Origin of the sequence: Pseudomonas laurentiana, assembly GCF_014648275.1 — a bacterium.
GTDB lineage: Bacteria > Pseudomonadota > Gammaproteobacteria > Pseudomonadales > Pseudomonadaceae > Aquipseudomonas > Aquipseudomonas laurentiana.
The window spans coordinates 43991-60754 of sequence record NZ_BMQU01000014.1 but is presented as its reverse complement, the minus strand read 5'-3'; the positions used below and the strand labels follow the sequence as shown (position 1 = coordinate 60754).

At 59.0% G+C, this 16764-nt stretch carries 15 protein-coding genes; 11 read left to right on the top strand and 4 right to left on the bottom strand.

Annotation, left to right across the window (positions count from 1 at the left end):
- Window positions 1-3: 3 nt before the first annotated feature.
- Entirely contained in the window at window positions 4-1905 is a 1902-nt protein-coding gene (gene cysN, locus IE038_RS15510) for a sulfate adenylyltransferase subunit CysN (protein WP_163931913.1), read from the top strand.
- A gap of 82 nt (window positions 1906-1987) precedes the next feature.
- On the opposite strand, the gene IE038_RS15505 is transcribed toward cysN, so the two are convergent.
- A complete protein-coding gene (locus tag IE038_RS15505; protein ID WP_163931910.1) occupies window positions 1988-2467 on the bottom strand; it encodes an Lrp/AsnC family transcriptional regulator in 480 nt (159 codons plus the stop codon).
- 127 nt (window positions 2468-2594) lie between these two features.
- Between IE038_RS15505 and IE038_RS15500 the strand changes: the two genes are divergently transcribed.
- Both IE038_RS15500 and mdeB read left to right on the top strand, forming a co-directional pair.
- Window positions 2595-3791 (top strand): methionine gamma-lyase, encoded by a 1197-nt coding sequence (locus IE038_RS15500; RefSeq protein WP_163931908.1) that lies wholly within the window; start codon window positions 2595-2597, stop codon window positions 3789-3791.
- A 60-nt stretch (window positions 3792-3851) separates the two neighbouring features.
- Window positions 3852-6518: an alpha-ketoglutarate dehydrogenase gene (gene mdeB / locus IE038_RS15495; protein WP_229775679.1), complete on the top strand. Its 2667-nt coding sequence runs from the start codon at window positions 3852-3854 to the stop codon at window positions 6516-6518.
- A 285-nt stretch (window positions 6519-6803) separates the two neighbouring features.
- Here the strand turns inward: mdeB and IE038_RS15490 are convergent, their stop codons facing one another.
- Window positions 6804-7241, bottom strand: coding sequence for a Z-ring associated ZapG family protein (locus IE038_RS15490; RefSeq protein WP_102052796.1), 438 nt, complete (start codon window positions 7239-7241; stop codon window positions 6804-6806).
- A 138-nt stretch (window positions 7242-7379) separates the two neighbouring features.
- On the opposite strand from IE038_RS15490, the gene IE038_RS15485 reads away from it, so the two are divergent.
- The 3 genes from IE038_RS15485 (at window position 7380) to zapE (ending at window position 10566) form a co-directional block, all read left to right on the top strand.
- Window positions 7380-8015 (top strand): alpha/beta hydrolase, encoded by a 636-nt coding sequence (locus IE038_RS15485; RefSeq protein WP_163931904.1) that lies wholly within the window; start codon window positions 7380-7382, stop codon window positions 8013-8015.
- A 24-nt stretch (window positions 8016-8039) separates the two neighbouring features.
- Window positions 8040-9389: a tryptophan--tRNA ligase gene (locus IE038_RS15480; RefSeq protein ID WP_163931901.1), complete on the top strand. Its 1350-nt coding sequence runs from the start codon at window positions 8040-8042 to the stop codon at window positions 9387-9389.
- 82 nt (window positions 9390-9471) lie between these two features.
- The gene (zapE, locus tag IE038_RS15475) at window positions 9472-10566 is read left to right on the top strand and encodes a cell division protein ZapE (RefSeq protein WP_163931897.1); all 1095 of its coding nucleotides are present in this window, start codon (window positions 9472-9474) and stop codon (window positions 10564-10566) included.
- Between the two features lie 81 nt (window positions 10567-10647).
- Here zapE and IE038_RS15470 read toward each other — a convergent pair whose 3' ends face one another.
- Together IE038_RS15470 and IE038_RS15465 are read right to left on the bottom strand one after the other, a co-directional pair.
- Window positions 10648-11544 (bottom strand): GlxA family transcriptional regulator, encoded by an 897-nt coding sequence (locus IE038_RS15470; RefSeq protein WP_163931940.1) that lies wholly within the window; start codon window positions 11542-11544, stop codon window positions 10648-10650.
- A 212-nt stretch (window positions 11545-11756) separates the two neighbouring features.
- A complete protein-coding gene (locus IE038_RS15465) occupies window positions 11757-12797 on the bottom strand; it encodes an NADP(H)-dependent aldo-keto reductase (RefSeq protein ID WP_163931894.1) in 1041 nt (346 codons plus the stop codon).
- A gap of 250 nt (window positions 12798-13047) precedes the next feature.
- Here IE038_RS15465 and rplM point away from each other — a divergent pair, with 250 nt between their 5' ends.
- From rplM to IE038_RS15440, 5 genes are all read left to right on the top strand, one after another.
- The gene (gene rplM, locus IE038_RS15460; RefSeq protein WP_009404632.1) at window positions 13048-13476 is read left to right on the top strand and encodes a 50S ribosomal protein L13; all 429 of its coding nucleotides are present in this window, start codon (window positions 13048-13050) and stop codon (window positions 13474-13476) included.
- 14 nt (window positions 13477-13490) lie between these two features.
- Window positions 13491-13883, top strand: a complete 393-nt coding sequence (rpsI, locus tag IE038_RS15455; RefSeq protein WP_163931891.1) for a 30S ribosomal protein S9 — start codon at window positions 13491-13493, stop codon at window positions 13881-13883.
- Between the two features lie 263 nt (window positions 13884-14146).
- Complete coding sequence (gene petA / locus IE038_RS15450) at window positions 14147-14740, top strand: ubiquinol-cytochrome c reductase iron-sulfur subunit (protein WP_163931887.1); 594 nt, start codon at window positions 14147-14149, stop codon at window positions 14738-14740.
- Window positions 14740-15951 (top strand): cytochrome b, encoded by a 1212-nt coding sequence (locus IE038_RS15445; protein WP_163931884.1) that lies wholly within the window; start codon window positions 14740-14742, stop codon window positions 15949-15951. The genes petA and IE038_RS15445 overlap by 1 nt, the downstream gene beginning before the upstream one ends.
- Entirely contained in the window at window positions 15951-16733 is a 783-nt protein-coding gene (locus tag IE038_RS15440; protein WP_189395879.1) for a cytochrome c1, read from the top strand. Before IE038_RS15445 ends, IE038_RS15440 begins: the two co-directional genes overlap by 1 nt.
- Window positions 16734-16764 lie beyond the last annotated feature (31 nt).

The window sequence follows — 16764 nt, the reverse complement described above, 5'->3', positions numbered from 1 at the left end:
AGCATGTCGCACCAATCCGAATTGATCAGCGAGGACATCCTCGCTTACCTGGCCCAGCACGAACGTAAAGAACTGCTGCGCTTTTTGACCTGCGGTAACGTCGATGACGGCAAGAGCACCCTGATCGGGCGCCTGCTGCACGACTCCAAGATGATCTACGAAGACCATCTGGAAGCGATCACCCGCGACTCGAAGAAAGTCGGCACCACTGGCGAAGACATCGATCTGGCGCTGCTGGTCGACGGCCTGCAGGCCGAGCGTGAGCAGGGCATCACCATCGATGTGGCCTACCGCTATTTCTCCACCGCCAAGCGCAAGTTCATCATTGCCGACACCCCAGGCCATGAGCAGTACACCCGCAACATGGCGACCGGTGCTTCTACCTGCGACCTGGCGATCATTCTGGTCGATGCCCGCTATGGCGTGCAGACCCAGACCCGCCGTCACAGCTACATTGCGTCGCTGCTGGGCATCAAGCACATCGTTGTTGCCATCAACAAGATGGACCTCAAGGGCTTCGATGAGCAGGTCTTCGAGTCGATCAAGGCCGACTACCTGAAGTTTGCCGATGCGATCAATTTGAACCCGAGCAGCCTGCACTTTGTACCGATGTCGGCACTCAAGGGCGACAACGTGGTCAACCGCAGCGAGCGTTCGCCGTGGTACACCGGCCCTGCGCTGATGGAAATTCTTGAAACCGTGGAAGTCGCCGCCGACCGCAACTTCACCGACCTGCGCTTCCCGGTGCAGTACGTGAACCGGCCGAACCTGAACTTCCGTGGCTTTGCCGGTACCTTGGCCAGCGGTGTCGTGTACAAGGGCGACGAGATTGTCGTGCTGCCGTCGGGCAAGAGCAGCCGGGTCAAATCCATCGTCACCTTTGAAGGTGAACTGGAGCAGGCGGGTCCAGGCCAGGCCGTAACCCTGACCATGGAAGATGAGATCGATATCTCCCGTGGTGACTTGCTGGTACATGCCGACAACGTTCCACCGGTCACCGATCAGTTCGATGCCATGCTGGTGTGGATGGCTGAAGAGCCCATGCTGCCGGGCAAGAAGTACGACATCAAACGTGCCACCAGCTACGTGCCGGGCTCGATTGCCAGCATCACCCACAAGGTTGATGTGAACACCTTGGAGCAGGGCGCCGCCAGTGCGTTGCAGCTCAATGAAATCGGTCGGGTCAAGGTCAGCCTGGACGCGCCGATTGCCCTCGACGGCTATGACAGCAACCGCACGACCGGTGCTTTCATTGTCATCGACCGTTTGACCAACGGCACCGTGGGTGCCGGCATGATCATCGCGCCACCGGTTGTACCGCACGGTTCGGTGGGTCATCACGGCAAGATGGCGCACGTGGCCACTGAAGAGCGTGCACTGCGTTTCGGTCAGCAACCGGCTACCGTGCTGTTCAGCGGCCTGTCGGGCGCGGGCAAGAGCACCTTGGCGTATGCCGTTGAGCGCAAACTGTTCGACATGGGCCGTGCGGTCTACGTGCTCGATGGTCAGAACCTGCGTCACGACCTGAACAAAGGGCTGCCACAGGACCGCGCCGGGCGTACCGAGAACTGGCGTCGTGCTGCACACGTAGCGCGTCAGTTCAACGAAGCGGGTCTGCTGACCCTGGCGGCCTTCGTCGCGCCGGATGCCGAAGGCCGTGAACAGGCCAAGGCGCTGATCGGCAAGGAGCGCCTGGTCACGGTATACGTCCAGGCCTCGCCAATGGTTTGCCGCGAGCGTGACCCGCAAGGGCTCTATGCTGCCGGTGGCGACAACATTCCGGGTGAGTCCTTCCCGTACGATGTGCCGCTGGATGCCGACCTGGTGATCGACACCCAGACCGTCAGCCTGGAAGACGGCGTGAAGCAAGTGCTCGACGTGCTGCGTAAGCGCGGCGCGATCTAAGCACCTGGCTTGACCGAAAACCCCGCGCTTGTCGCGGGGTTTTTTATTGTCAACGGCCCTGTACTCTGTGTATGAGCCGAGGTCAGATGTGTTTTTCCGACACCGGAATCACCCGCCGTTCCTTCACCGCCTTGAAGGAAAAACTCGAATAGATTTCTTTCACTCCCGGTAATGACTGCAGCACCTCGCGGGTGAATTCGCCAAACGACTCCAGATCGCGGGCAAGGATTTCCAGCAGGAAGTCGTAGCGCCCGGAGATGTTGTGGCAGGCGACGATCTCGGGAATTTCCATCAGTCGCTGTTCGAAGGCGCGCGCCATTTCCTTGGTGTGCGAGTCCATCATGATGCTCACGAACGCGGTTACGCCGAACCCCAGAGCCTTGGGCGAGAGGATGGCCTGGTAGCCAGTGATGTAGCCGGTTTCTTCCAGCAGTTTGACCCGCCGCCAACAAGGTGAGGTGGTCAGTGAGACACTGTCAGCCAGCTCGGCGACGGTGAGCCTGGCATTGTCTTGCAAGGCACCCAGCAGGGCTCGGTCGGTACGGTCGATGGCGCTAGGCATAATTTGCCCTCCACGGTCCTTTATTATTGTTTTTATGCCAATAAATGCCAGGTTGACTGGGTTTATTTGGAAAAATATCAGCACTTGAGTGGCATAAGCTTATAGCAAACCACACGAGGCTGTTGCCATGCGCGACTCCAACAATAAAACCGGTTTTTCTACGCGTGCCATTCACCATGGTTACGATCCGCTGGCGCACAACGGTGCATTGGTGCCACCGATCTACCAGACTGCAACGTTCGCCTTTCCATCGGTCGAGTACGGCGCTGCGTGCTTCGCAGGGGAGGAAGCGGGGTACTTCTACAGCCGAATTTCCAACCCGACCCTGGCTTTGCTGGAGGCGCGCATGGCCTCGCTGGAAGGCGGCGAGGCCGGGCTGGCGCTGGCGTCGGGCATGGGCGCGATTACCTCCACGTTATGGACCTTACTGCGCCCCGGTGACGAAATTCTGTTGGGCCGTACCCTGTATGGCTGCACCTTCGCGTTCTTGCATCATGGTATCGGCGAGTTTGGTGTCACCTCGCGGCATGTCGATATGAGCGACCTGCAAGCGCTCGAAAGCGCGATCACTCCAGCCACGCGGGTGATCTACTTCGAGTCGCCCGCGAACCCTAACATGCAGCTCACAGACATTGCCGCCGTGGCGAAAATTGCCCATCGGCACGGCATCCTCGTCGTGGTCGACAACACCTACTGCACACCGTACCTGCAGCGTCCGCTGGAACTGGGTGCGGATCTGGTGGTGCATTCAGCAACCAAATACCTCAGCGGTCACGGTGACATCACTGCTGGCCTGGTCATTGGTCGCAAGGCGTTGATTGACCGTATTCGCCTGGAAGGCCTGAAGGACATGACCGGCGCTGTCCTCTCACCCCATGATGCCTCACTGCTGATGCGCGGCCTGAAGACGCTCACCTTGCGCATGGAGCGTCATTGCAGCAATGCGCAGGCTATCGCCGAGTTCCTCGTCGAACAGGCGCAGGTGGAGTTGATCAACTACCCCGGCTTGCCAGGTTTTTCCCAATACGAACTGGCGCAGCGGCAAATGCGCTTGCCGGGCGGGATGATTGCCTTTGAGCTCAAGGGCGGCATTGCTGCCGGTCGTCGCTTCATGAATGCCCTGCAATTGTTCAGCCGTGCCGTCAGTCTGGGCGATGCCGAATCGCTGGCCCAACATCCGGCGAGCATGACCCATTCCAGCTATACCCCGCAGGAGAGAGCCCAGTACGGCATTTCTGAGGGGTTGGTGCGGCTGTCGGTGGGCCTGGAAGACATCGACGACCTGCTGGCCGATATCGCGCAGGCATTGAAGGCCTGCGCCTGAACCGACACGGATGAGGTCAATGCAATGGTGGCGATGATGAACCTTGTGTCTGGCGACGGTATGGCAGGGCAGCCTGGACATGACCCGGAGGTTGATTCCGACCCCGGTGAAACAGCCGAGTGGCTCGATGCGCTGGACTCGACCTTGCGGCATTGTGGCCCGACGCGTGCGCGATTTCTGCTGGAGCAACTGGAGGCCCACGCCCGTGAGTTGGGCCTTGAGCGCGGTGTTCACGCGTATTCGGCGTACCGCAACACCTTGTCGCTAGAGCAGCAAGGTACCTATCCTGGCGATCTGGAAATTGAAGAGCGGATTACCCGTTTGTTGCGCTGGAACGCCTTGGCAATGGTGGTTCGGGCCAACCATGCCTACGGTGACCTGGGTGGGCATATCGCCAGCTACGCGTCGGCAGCGGAAATTTTCGAGGTTGGTTTCCAGCATTTCTTCAAGGGGGGTGAGCGTCAGCACGCCGATTTGGTGTTTTTTCAGCCGCATTCAGCCCCTGGCGTTTACGCCCGGGCGTTCCTTGAAGGGCGTCTGAGCGAGGCGCAACTGTCGCGCTATCGGCAGGAGGTCGAGGGTGGCGGCCTGTGCTCTTATCCGCATCCTTGGTTGATGCCTGACTTCTGGCAGTTCCCTACCGGTTCGATGGGAATCGGCCCAATCAGTGCGATTTACCAAGCGCGTTTCATGCGTTACCTGCAGCACCGAGGCTTGGCGGATACGCGTGCTCGGCATGTCTGGGGGGTGTTCGGCGATGGTGAAATGGACGAGCCGGAGTCCATTGCCGGGCTGACCCTGGCGGCCCGTGAGCAACTGGATAACCTGACATTCGTGGTCAACTGCAACCTGCAACGCCTGGACGGGCCGGTACGGGGCAATGGACAGATTGTTCAGGAGTTGGAAGCCCTGTTCAGCGGTGCCGGCTGGCAGGTCATCAAGGTGCTCTGGGGTTCAGAGTGGGATGCCTTGTTCGCCCGCGACAGTGAGCATGTATTGTTACGCCAACTTGCGGCGACCCCGGACGGGCAGTTTCAGACCTTGGGAGCCAATGACGGCGCCTATAACCTTGAGCATTTCTTCAATCAAAGCCCGGCGTTGCAGCAGTTGGTCGCGCACATGAGCTCCGCCGAGATCAATGCTCTGAAGCGGGGCGGCCACGATTTTCGCAAGCTGTATGCCGCCTTTGCTGCGGCCAAGGCCTGTAAGGGGCGGCCAACAGTGATCCTGGCCAAGACCAAGAAGGGCTATGGCATGAGTGCTGCCGGTGAGTCGCGGATGACTGCGCACCAGGCGAAGAAACTCGATGTGCAGGCCCTGCTGGCCTATCGCGACCGCTTCAATCTGCCGCTCTCGGATGCTGATGTCGAACAGTTGCGTTTCTACCGTCCGCCTGAGGACAGCCCGGAAATGCGCTATCTGCACGCGCGTCGTGCAGCACTAGGAGGCTTTTTGCCGGCGCGCCGCAGTGAGGTTCGGTCGATACCGGTACCTTCGCTGGAGGCTTGGGCAGGGTTTGCGCTGCAGGCTGAAGGCAAGGAAATGTCCACCACCATGGCGGCGGTTCGTGTGCTCAGCGCTTGGTTGAAAGCGCCGGAGCTGGGGCCGCGCATCGTGCCGATCGTGGCTGATGAAGCGCGAACCTTTGGTATGGCCAGCCTGTTCCGGCAGATTGGTATCTACTCCCCGCAAGGGCAGCGCTACGAGCCGGAGGATGCCGGTTCACTGCTGTTCTACAAAGAGGCACAGGACGGTCAGTTGTTGGAGGAGGGCATTACCGAAGCCGGAGCATTGTCGTCCTGGGTTGCTGCTGCCACTTCATATGCGGTGCATGGCGAACCGATGTTGCCTGTGTATATCTACTACTCGATGTTCGGTTTCCAGCGGGTGGGCGACCTGATCTGGGCCGCCGCCGACCAACGTGCCCGGGGCATCCTGCTGGGAGCTACTGCCGGGCGTACCACGCTGGGTGGTGAAGGCCTGCAGCATCAGGATGGCTCCAGCCTGGTGATGGCGTCGATGGTGCCCAATTGCCGGGCCTGGGAACCATGCTTTGCGGGCGAGTTGGCGGTCATCCTGGAGCATGCTGCACGGCGGATGCTCGGTGAGCAGTGCGACGAGTTTCACTACATTGCCGTGATGAACGAGAGTTATCCACAGCCTTCGCTGTCCGACGCCGTTCATGCGGGTGTATTGCGGGGCATGTACCGGTTCACTGAGCACTCGCTGGAGCACGCTGCAGGGCGTGTACGTCTGCTGGGCTCCGGGGCGATTCTGCGTGAGGTGATCGCCGCCAGTGAGCTGCTGGCAAGCGAGTGGCAGGTTGAGAGCGAGGTGTTCAGTGTCACCAGTTTCAGTGAGCTGGCTCGCGATGCACGTGATACGCAACGTGCTGGACGGTTCGCGGAGTCGGGGGTAGAGGCTAGTCACCTGCAGCAGTGCCTGGGCGGCAGCGCACCGATCATTGCCGCCACTGACTATGTGCGAGCCTGGCCGCAGTTGATTGCCGAGTACCTGTCGGCACCTTATGTCACGTTGGGCACTGACGGGTTTGGCCGTAGTGATACGCGGCAGCAGTTGCGTCGGTTCTTTGAGGTCGACCGCTTCAGTATTGTCCTGGCCAGTCTGCATAGCTTGGTGCAGGCCGGGTCGTTGGCGCCGCGTGTGCTGGAGCAGGCTGTAGCGCGGTATCCCGCCTGTAGCGAGACCGCACCGTGGTACAGCTGACCCGCTTGTCGGACCTGAAAATGCGTTTCCTGCCTGCAACGGCTTGCCCGCGTGTGCCAGCGAATGCGCGGCGCTTGCATCGTTGGCAAGCCAACTCCCACAGGGATCCGAGCAGGGCACCGCTTTTTCTGTGGGAACAGGCTTGCCTGCGATGGTTCTGGCGGGTGTCAGCAAGTGCGCGGCGAGGGATTAGCGCCAGAATGTCTTTGGCCTAATAAAAGAACCCCCGCTAAAGAGCGGGGGTCGTCAGCAACCTGAGGGGCCTTGCAAAGGCCCTTTGGGGGCTCAGTTGCGCTTGAGCCCGTAATGCTCGTCGAGCATGCCCGGGGCGTTTGGCGTCTTCGGTGCGTAGTCCTTCGGCGCTTCCTGATCGCGCGGAGGCGTCAGGCGCTCGCGAGGTGCCTGTGGTGTTTCGGCGTGCAGCGAGGCCAGCAGGCGTTGACGGGTGAGTTCGTCCAGGGCCAGGCGGTTGGCGCCTTCAGTCAGATGGTCCTGAACATCCTGATAGCTTTGAGTGAGTTTTTTCACCAGCGCTGCAGTGCTGTTGAAGTGGGTGACCACTTCGTTCTGATAATTGTCGAAACGTTCCTGGATTTCGTCCAGCTGCCGCTGGGTGCTGCTCGGCGCGGCATTGGGCAGCAGGCGAGCGACCAGAAAACCAACGACGACACCTACTGCCAGGGCTAGGGTCGGCAACAACCAAACTAAGAGCGAGAGTTCCACGAGTCCTTCCTCTATAAACGGCTTTGCTTTACGTTAACGGCTCGGACCTGCGCTGTATACCGCGAACTATCGCAAATATCTCAGACAGAATCATTCAGCTAGACGAGTCGACCCTTTCCGAGGTCACGGAGTTCTTCCTTGCTTATCCGCGAAACCCCCGTATTCATCGATGGCCCGGTTGGCCAGCTCGAAGCCCTTTACCTCGATGCCGCTGACGCCCGTGGCGTGGCCTTGCTCTGCCACCCTAACCCCGTTCAGGGCGGTACCATGCTCAACAAGGTGGTTTCCACCTTGCAGCGTACGGCGCGTGATGCGGGTTACATCACGGTGCGCTTCAATTATCGCGGCGTCGGTGCCAGCGCCGGCAGCCATGATATGGGCACTGGTGAAGTCGATGACGCTCAGGCGGTGGCCGCCTGGGTGCGCGAGAAACATCCCGAATTGCCTTTGACGCTGTTCGGCTTTTCCTTCGGTGGTTTTGTCGCCGCCAGCCTTGGCGGTCGCCTGGAAGCGGCGGGCGTGCCGCTGGCCCGGCTGTTCATGGTAGCCCCGGCGGTCATGCGCCTGAGCGCGAATGATGTGCTGCCGCAAGACTGCCCGCTGATCGTGATTCAGCCTGATACCGACGAAGTGGTTGCGCCGCAATGGGTCTATGACTGGTCTGCCGCACTGTCACGCCCCCATGAGCTGCTGAAAGTGGCAGAATGCGGACACTTTTTTCATGGCAAGCTGACCGACCTCAAGGATCTGGTGCTGCCGCGCCTTTCGAACTGATACAAGCCTGATAAGCGATTACCCATGACCACTCGTATCCTTACCGGTATCACCACCACGGGCACGCCCCACCTGGGCAACTACGCTGGTGCCATCCGCCCGGCGATCCTGGCCAGCCGCCAGGACAATGTCGACTCGTTCTACTTTCTGGCCGACTACCACGCCCTGATCAAGTGCGATGACCCGCAGCGCATCCAGCGCTCGCGCCTGGAAATCGCAGCGACCTGGCTGGCCGGTGGTCTGGATCCTGAGCGGGTCACGTTCTACCGTCAGTCCGATATCCCTGAAATTCCAGAGCTGACCTGGCTGTTGACCTGTGTCGCCGCCAAGGGTTTGCTCAATCGCGCCCACGCCTACAAGGCGTCCGTGGACAAGAACCTGGAGAACGGCGAAGACCCGGATGCCGGTATCAGCATGGGCCTTTACAGCTACCCGGTGCTGATGGCCGCTGACATCCTGATGTTCAATGCGCACAAGGTGCCGGTGGGCCGTGACCAGATTCAGCACGTGGAAATGGCGCGTGACATTGGTCAGCGGTTTAACCACCTGTTCGGCCAGGGCAAGGAATTCTTTGTCATGCCTGAAGCGCTGATCGAGGAAAGCGTGGCGACCCTGCCAGGCCTCGACGGGCGCAAGATGTCCAAGAGCTACGACAACACCATCCCGCTTTTCAGCAGTGCCAAGGAGATGAAAGACGCGATCTCGCGCATCGTCACCGACTCGCGTGCGCCGGGTGAAGCGAAGGACCCGGACAATGCCCACCTGTTCACCTTGTACCAGGCGTTCTCTACACCGGATCAGGCGGCAGAATTCCGTACTGAGCTGCTGCAGGGCCTGGGCTGGGGTGAAGCCAAGCAGCGCCTGTTCCAGTTGCTCGATGGCCAGTTGAGCGAAGCGCGTGAGCGCTACCATCAACTGATCGCACGTCCAGCCGATCTGGAAGACATCCTGCTGGCCGGTGCACAGAAAGCGCGCAAGGTGGCAACGCCTTTCCTTGAACAGCTGCGTGAGGCGGTAGGCCTGCGCTCGTTCCGTAACATCGTGCAGGGGCCTGCCGAGGTCAAGAAAAAGGCTGCCAAGGCTGCGCGCTTCGTCAGCTTCCGTGAGGATGATGGCAGCTTCCGCTTCCGTCTGCTGGCCGCCGATGGTGAGCAGCTGCTGCTGTCGCGCAACTTTGCCGATGGCAAGACGGCCGGTGCGGTGACCAAGCAACTGCAGCGGGGGCAAGCACTGGATGTACGCAGTGAAGGCCTGGGCTTCAGCCTCTGGCTGGAAGGCGAATGTGTCGCCGACGGCCCGCAGTTCAGCGACGCAGCGGCTCGCGATGTTGCCATTGAGAGCTTGCGTGTGGCCTTGCAGCCACAACAGGACTAAACAGGCTATCGGAAGTCTGATTGCCAATAACCGGGGCCGTCGCTACAGTGACGGCCCGCTTTTGTTGCCTTGCTAACGAATTATGACGCCCCTAGAACGATATCAAGCAGATCTGAAACGTCCCGAATTCTTCCATGATGCGGCGCAGGAAACAGCGGTGCGTCACCTCCAGCGCCTGTATGACGATTTGATCGCGGCGCAGAACAGCAAGCCAGGCGTGTTTGGCAAGCTGTTTGGCAAGAAAGACCAGACGCCTGTAAAGGGCCTGTATTTTTGGGGTGGGGTAGGGCGGGGCAAGACCTACCTGGTCGATACCTTCTTCGAGGCGCTGCCGTTCAAGCAGAAGGTGCGCACGCACTTCCACCGCTTCATGAAGCGGGTCCACGAGGAAATGAAAACCCTCAAGGGCGAGAAAAACCCGCTGACCATCATTGCCAAGCGTTTCTCTGAAGAAGCGCGGGTGATTTGCTTCGACGAGTTCTTCGTTTCCGACATCACCGACGCGATGATCCTCGGCACCCTGATGGAAGAACTGTTCAAGAACGGCGTTACGCTGGTGGCAACGTCCAACATTGTCCCCGATGGTCTGTACAAGGACGGTCTGCAGCGTGCGCGCTTCCTTCCGGCCATTGCCCTGATCAAGCAGAACACCGAGATCGTCAACGTCGACAGTGGCGTCGACTATCGTCTGCGTCATCTGGAGCAAGCCGAGCTGTTCCATTACCCACTCGATGAGGCGGCTCATGAGAGCCTGCGCAAGAGTTTCCGTGCCCTGACGCCGGAATGCACCCAGGCTGTCGAGGGTGACGTGCTGATCATCGAGAACCGTGAAATTCGTGCACTGCGTACCTGTGATGACGTCGCCTGGTTCGACTTCCGCGAGCTGTGTGACGGCCCGCGCAGCCAGAACGACTACATCGAACTGGGCAAGATCTTTCATGCGGTGCTGCTCAGCGGCGTCGAGCAGATGGGCGTGGCGACTGACGATATCGCTCGGCGCTTCATCAACATGGTCGATGAATTCTATGACCGTAACGTGAAGCTGATCATCTCTGCCGAGGTCGAGCTGAAGGACCTGTATACCGGTGGGCGCTTGAGCTTCGAGTTCCAGCGTACCTTGAGCCGGTTGCTCGAGATGCAGTCCCACGAGTTCCTGGCCCGGGCACATCGTCCTTAATCAGGAAACAACCCATCGCTGGCGAAGCCTGATCCCGCACTGAGCACGCTGTGCTGCGGGACAGGCTAGCCTGTGTGCTGCTTACGCTTCCTGCATGAACTGCTGGCGGTACTGGTTGGGTGACAGTGCCGTGTGCTGGCGGAACAGCCGTGCGAAGAAGCTCGCATCGTCATACCCCACCTCATAGCTGATGGTCTTGATGCTCTTGCGCGTACCGGACAGCAAACCCTTGGCTGTTTCGATCCGCAGGCGCTGCAGGTAGTGCAGCGGCTTATCGCCCGTGGCGCTCTGGAAGCGACGCATGAAATTGCGAATGCTCATGCCGTGGTTGCGTGCCACGTCCTCAAAACGGAACTTGTCGGCAAAGTGCTCTTCGAGCCATTGCTGGATTTGTAGAATGATCAGGTCCTGATGCAGTTTCTGCCCACCAAACCCCATGCGTCCCGGCGTATAGCTGCGCTGCACCTCGTAGAGAATGTCACGGGAGACCGCCTGGGCCACATTGGAGCCGCAGAAGCGCTCGATCAGGTAAATGTAGAGATCGCATGCTGAAGTGGGGCCACCCGCGCAGTACAGGTTGTCGGCATCGGTCAGGTGTTTGTCCTGATTGAGGCTGACCTTGGGGAAGCGCTCCGCGAACTGGTTGAAAAAGCGCCAGTAGGTGGTGGCTTCCTTGCCGTCGAGCAGCCCGGCTTCGGCCAGCCAGAACACACCGCTGGCTTCACCGCAGAGGACAGCGCCGGCGGCGTGTTGCTCACGTAGCCAGGGCAGGACCTGTGGGTAGCGCTGGCACAGGGCATCGAAGTCATCCCAGAACGCCGGCAGGATGATGATATCGGCCTGTTCCAGGCCGCCGTCTACGGGCACCAGCACATCGCTGAAGCTGCTTACAGGTTTGCCGTCAGGGCTGACCAGGCGTGTTTCGAACATGGGCTTGAGGCCCAGGCCCAGTTGCTTGCCATAACGCAGGCTGGCCAGATGGAAGAAATCCTTGGCCTGCATCAGGGTTGAAGCGAACACCTTGTCGATGGCCAGAATGCTGACGCGCCGCAGGGACGCGGAGGGTTGGGTAAAGATCATTTCGTTATTCTTATAGGGGAAAGTGGTCAATCACCGGCTGGATCGTCTTATTTTTTGCCGGTGATGTCTACCCTGCGTACCCGCGTTTGGCGCGGGCACGCTGTTACCCTCTACGGTGCGGGGTTCGGCTGGTCCTGGTGGATGGCTTCAATGCTGGCCAGCAGCTCATCACTCAACCTGAGTTCATGGCTGGCCAGGTTGCTGTCCAGTTGCTTCAGGGACGTGGCACCGATGATGTTGCTGGTGACAAAGGGTTGCTGGGTGACGAAAGCCAGTGCTATCTGTGCCGGGTCCAGGCCGTGTTCGCGGGCCAGTGCCACATAGCGGCTACAGGCCGCCACGGTCTGTGGGTTGGAGTAGCGAGAGAAGCGGCTGAACAGTGTCAGGCGACCCTTGGCAGGGCGTGCACCGTTCTCGTACTTGCCCGAGAGCATGCCAAAGGCCAGGGGCGAGTAGGCCAGCAAGCCGCACTGCTCGCGGATGGCGACTTCCGCCAGGCCGACTTCAAAGCTGCGGTTGAGCAGGTTGTAGGGGTTCTGTATGGAGACCGCCCTGGGCCAGCCACGGCTTTCTGCCAGCTGCAGGAACTTCATGGTGCCCCATGGCGTTTCGTTGGATAGACCAATATGACGGATCTTGCCGGCCTTGACCTGCTCGTCAAGGACTTCGAGGGTTTCTTCCAGCGGGGTGAAGTGGTCGTTTGGCAGGTGCTGGTAGCCCAGCTTGCCGAAAAAGTTGGTACTGCGCTCTGGCCAATGCAGTTGGTAAAGGTCGATCCAGTCGGTCTGCAGGCGCTTGAGGCTATCGTCTAGCGCGGCAACGATGTGTTGGCGATTGTGCTTCAGTTGGCCGTCACGAATGTGGCTGATGCCATTGCCTGGGCCGGCCACCTTGCTGGCGAGAATCCAGTCCGCGCGGTCACCTTGCTGCTTGAACCAGTTACCGATGATTTGCTCGGTGGCGGCATAGGTTTCCGGGCGTGGGGGCACGGGGTACATTTCCGCGGTGTCGATGAAATTGATGCCGGCTGCCTTGGCTCGTTCGATCTGGGCGAAGGCTTCGGCCTGGCTGTTTTGCTCGCCCCAGGTCATGGTGCCCAGGCACAGGGCGCTTACATTGAGGTCGCTGCGGCCCAGTTTGCGGTAGTCCATTTGCATCTCCCAAGGCAAAAGAAGCATAAAAGCAGGTTGAATTTTTTTTCGCAATCTGGATAATTCAGCCCCTCTCTGTACTGCGGAAGTGATGCCCCGCGTACCGAAGAACCCTGCCGAATATTGGACGCGCTGACCCGAGCCCCCGATAGCGTCCGTGTGCGGCTGTGTCCTTGACTTGTCAAGGTGCGCACTATCCAGTAAGATCTGCCGTCTTATTTTCGCTGGGCGGCCTCTGAGGCTATAAAGAATGAAAACTTTTACTGCTAAACCGGAAACAGTAAAGCGCGACTGGTTCGTAGTTGACGCCGCTGGTCAGACCCTGGGTCGTCTGGCTACCGAAATCGCTAGCCGTCTGCGTGGCAAGCACAAACCAGAATACACCCCTCACGTTGACACCGGCGACTACATCGTCGTTATCAATGCCGAGCAGGTGCGTGTTACTGGCGCCAAAACTTCGGACAAAATGTACTACTCCCACTCCGGCTTCCCGGGCGGTATCAAGGAAATCAACTTCGAGAAGTTGATCGCCAAGGCCCCAGAGCGCGTGATCGAGACCGCGGTTAAAGGCATGCTGCCTAAGAACCCACTGGGTCGCGACATGTACCGTAAGCTGAAAGTCTATGCGGGCGCTACTCACCCTCATACTGCTCAGCAGCCCCAAGAACTGAAGATTTAACGGAATAGTTCATTATGTCGGCGACTCAAAATTACGGCACTGGCCGTCGCAAGACCGCAACCGCTCGCGTTTTCCTGCGTCCGGGCACTGGTAACATCTCCATCAACAACCGTTCTCTCGAGACGTTTTTCGGTCGTGAAACCGCGCGCATGGTAGTTCGCCAGCCGCTGGAACTGACTGAAACCACCGAGAAGTTCGACATCTACGTCACCGTTATCGGTGGTGGTGTCAGCGGTCAAGCCGGTGCTATCCGTCACGGTATCACTCGCGCTCTGATGGACTACGACGAAACCCTGCGTGGCGCTCTGCGTCGTGCTGGCTACGTCACCCGCGACGCCCGTGAAGTCGAGCGTAAGAAAGTGGGTCTGCGTAAAGCACGTAAGCGTCCGCAATACTCCAAGCGTTAATTCGCTGCAGTATTCAAAAAAAGCCCAGTTCCAGGTGGAACTGGGCTTTTTTTATGTCTTGAATACATGAGTCGGACTTCAGTGTGACAACTTGCCGCATAGATGCAAGTCAAGCACTGCAAGGGGTCCAAGGTTTTGGCCGGGCTAATCACCTTGTCAGAGCAGGGTCTTTTAATTACCATTCGGCAAATTTTTACGCAGTTCAGAAATTATTTAGTAGATGCCTGTTGCAACAGGCCACAAAGCTGATGGGAGAGGACTGAATGAGCAATGACGGCGTCAATGCAGGCCGGCGTCGCTTCCTAGTAGCAGCCACGTCTGTGGTGGGTGCTGCTGGAGCGGTGGGGGCTGCGGTCCCGTTCGTGGGGTCATGGTTCCCCAGTGCCAAGGCGAAAGCCGCAGGTGCACCGGTGAAGGTCAATATCGCCAAGGTCGAGCCAGGACAGCAGCTAATTGCTGAGTGGCGCGGTCAGCCCGTCTTCGTCGTTCGCCGTACAGAAGAAATTCTTGGCAACCTGAAAAAGATTGCCGGCGATCTCTCTGACCCGGAATCCAAGGCATCGGTTCAGCCAACGTACGTTGATCCGTCGAATCGCTCGATCAAGCCTGAAATTCTCGTGCTGGTTGGTCTTTGCACTCATTTGGGCTGCTCCCCGACGTTCCGCCCTGAAGTGGCACCCGTCGACCTAGGGCCGAAGTGGGTCGGTGGTTATTTCTGCCCTTGCCACGGCTCCCACTACGATTTGGCGGGCCGGGTCTACAAGTCTCAGCCAGCGCCGCTCAATCTGCCGGTGCCGCCGTACTCTTATGAGTCGGACGACATCATTGTCGTCGGTGTCGATCAGGAGAAAGCGTGATGAGTAAGTTCATGGATTGGGTTGATGCGCGCTTCCCCGCGACCAAAATGTGGGAAGACCATCTCAGCAAGTACTACGCGCCGAAGAACTTCAACTTCTTCTATTTCTTTGGCTCCCTGGCGCTGTTGGTGCTGGTTAACCAGATCGTCACGGGTGTCTGGCTGACCATGAGCTTCACGCCGTCGGCGGAAGAGGCCTTCGCCTCCGTCGAATACATCATGCGTGACGTCGAATACGGCTGGGTGCTGCGTTACCTGCACTCTACGGGTGCATCGGCGTTCTTTATCGTCGTCTACCTGCACATGTTCCGCGGCCTGCTCTACGGTTCCTACCAGAAGCCGCGTGAGCTGGTGTGGATCTTCGGCATGCTGATCTACCTGGCCCTGATGGCTGAAGCCTTCATGGGTTACCTGCTGCCATGGGGCCAGATGTCCTACTGGGGCGCCCAGGTGATCATCTCGCTGTTCGGTGCGATCCCTGTCATCGGTGGCGACCTCACCCAGTGGATTCGTGGTGACTACCTGATCTCCGGCATCACCCTGAACCGCTTCTTCGCCCTGCATGTGATTGCCCTGCCCATCGTTATCCTGGGCCTGGTTGTGCTGCACATTCTGGCGCTGCACGAAGTGGGTTCGAACAACCCGGACGGCGTTGACATCAAGAAGCTCAAAGATGAGAACGGTGTTCCGCTCGACGGCATTCCTTTCCATCCGTACTACACCGTCAAGGATATCGTCGGTGTCGTGGTCTTCCTGTTCGTCTTCTGTCTGATCGTGTTCTTCTTCCCGGAAATGGGCGGTTACTTCCTCGAGAAACCGAACTTTGAGCAGGCGAACGCCTTCAAGACACCCGCGCACATCGCGCCTGTCTGGTACTTCACACCGTTCTACGCGATTCTGCGTGCCGTACCTGACAAGCTGCTTGGCGTCGTAGCCATGGGTGCTGCCATTGCCGTGCTGTTCGTACTGCCTTGGCTTGACCGTAGCCCGGTCAAATCGATGCGTTACAAAGGCTGGCTGAGCAAGATCTGGCTGGTGGTGTTCTGCATTTCGTTCGTGATCCTGGGTGTGCTGGGTGTTCTGGCGCCGACTCCGGGTCGTACCTTACTGTCGCAGGTATGTACCTTCCTGTACTTCGCCTACTTCATTCTGATGCCGTTCTACACCAGGCTTGAGAAGACCAAACCGGTTCCGGAAAGGGTGACTGGCTGATGAAAAAGCTATTTGCAGTATTGATTCTGGCAGTGATGCCTTCGTTGACCTTTGCATCCGGTGGCGAGACCGTCGAGCTGCAGAAGGTTGATATCGATCTGACTGACAAGGCCGCTCTGCAGGACGGTGCGCGCACCTTTGCAAACTATTGCATGGGCTGCCACAGCGCCAAGTTCCAGCGCTATGAGCGCGTTGCCGACGACCTCGGTATCCCGCATGAGCTAATGCTCGAGAAGCTTGTGTTCACCGGTGCGAAGATCGGCGATCACATGAAAGTCGGCATGCAGCCTAATGATGCCAAGGCCTGGTTTGGTGCTGCGCCGCCCGACCTGACCCTGGTTGCCCGGGTGCGTGGCACGGACTGGCTCTACAGCTACCTGCATGGTTTCTATGAAGACAAGGCGCGTCCTTGGGGTGTGAACAACACCATCTTCCCTAACGTGGGCATGCCTAACGTGTTGGTAGGGCTGCAGGGCAAGCAGGTAATCGGTTGCAAGCAGGTTCAGATCGTCACCGACGGCAAGAAGCAATTCGACCCGCTGACCGGCACGCCTTTGACGCATGAGGCATGCGACCAGCTGACCATCGTGCCGAAATCCGGTACCCTGAACGAAGAGCAGTTCGACGAGAAGGTCAAGAATCTGGTGACCTTCCTGGCGTACTCGGCCAACCCGGTCAAACTGGAAAGCCAGCGCATCGGTACTTACGTGCTGCTGTACCTGGCCTTCTTCTTCGTATTCGCTTACCTGCTCAAGCGCGAATACTGGAAGGACGTGCACTGATCACGCAGTAGTTTCTGGTAGTTGAACGCGC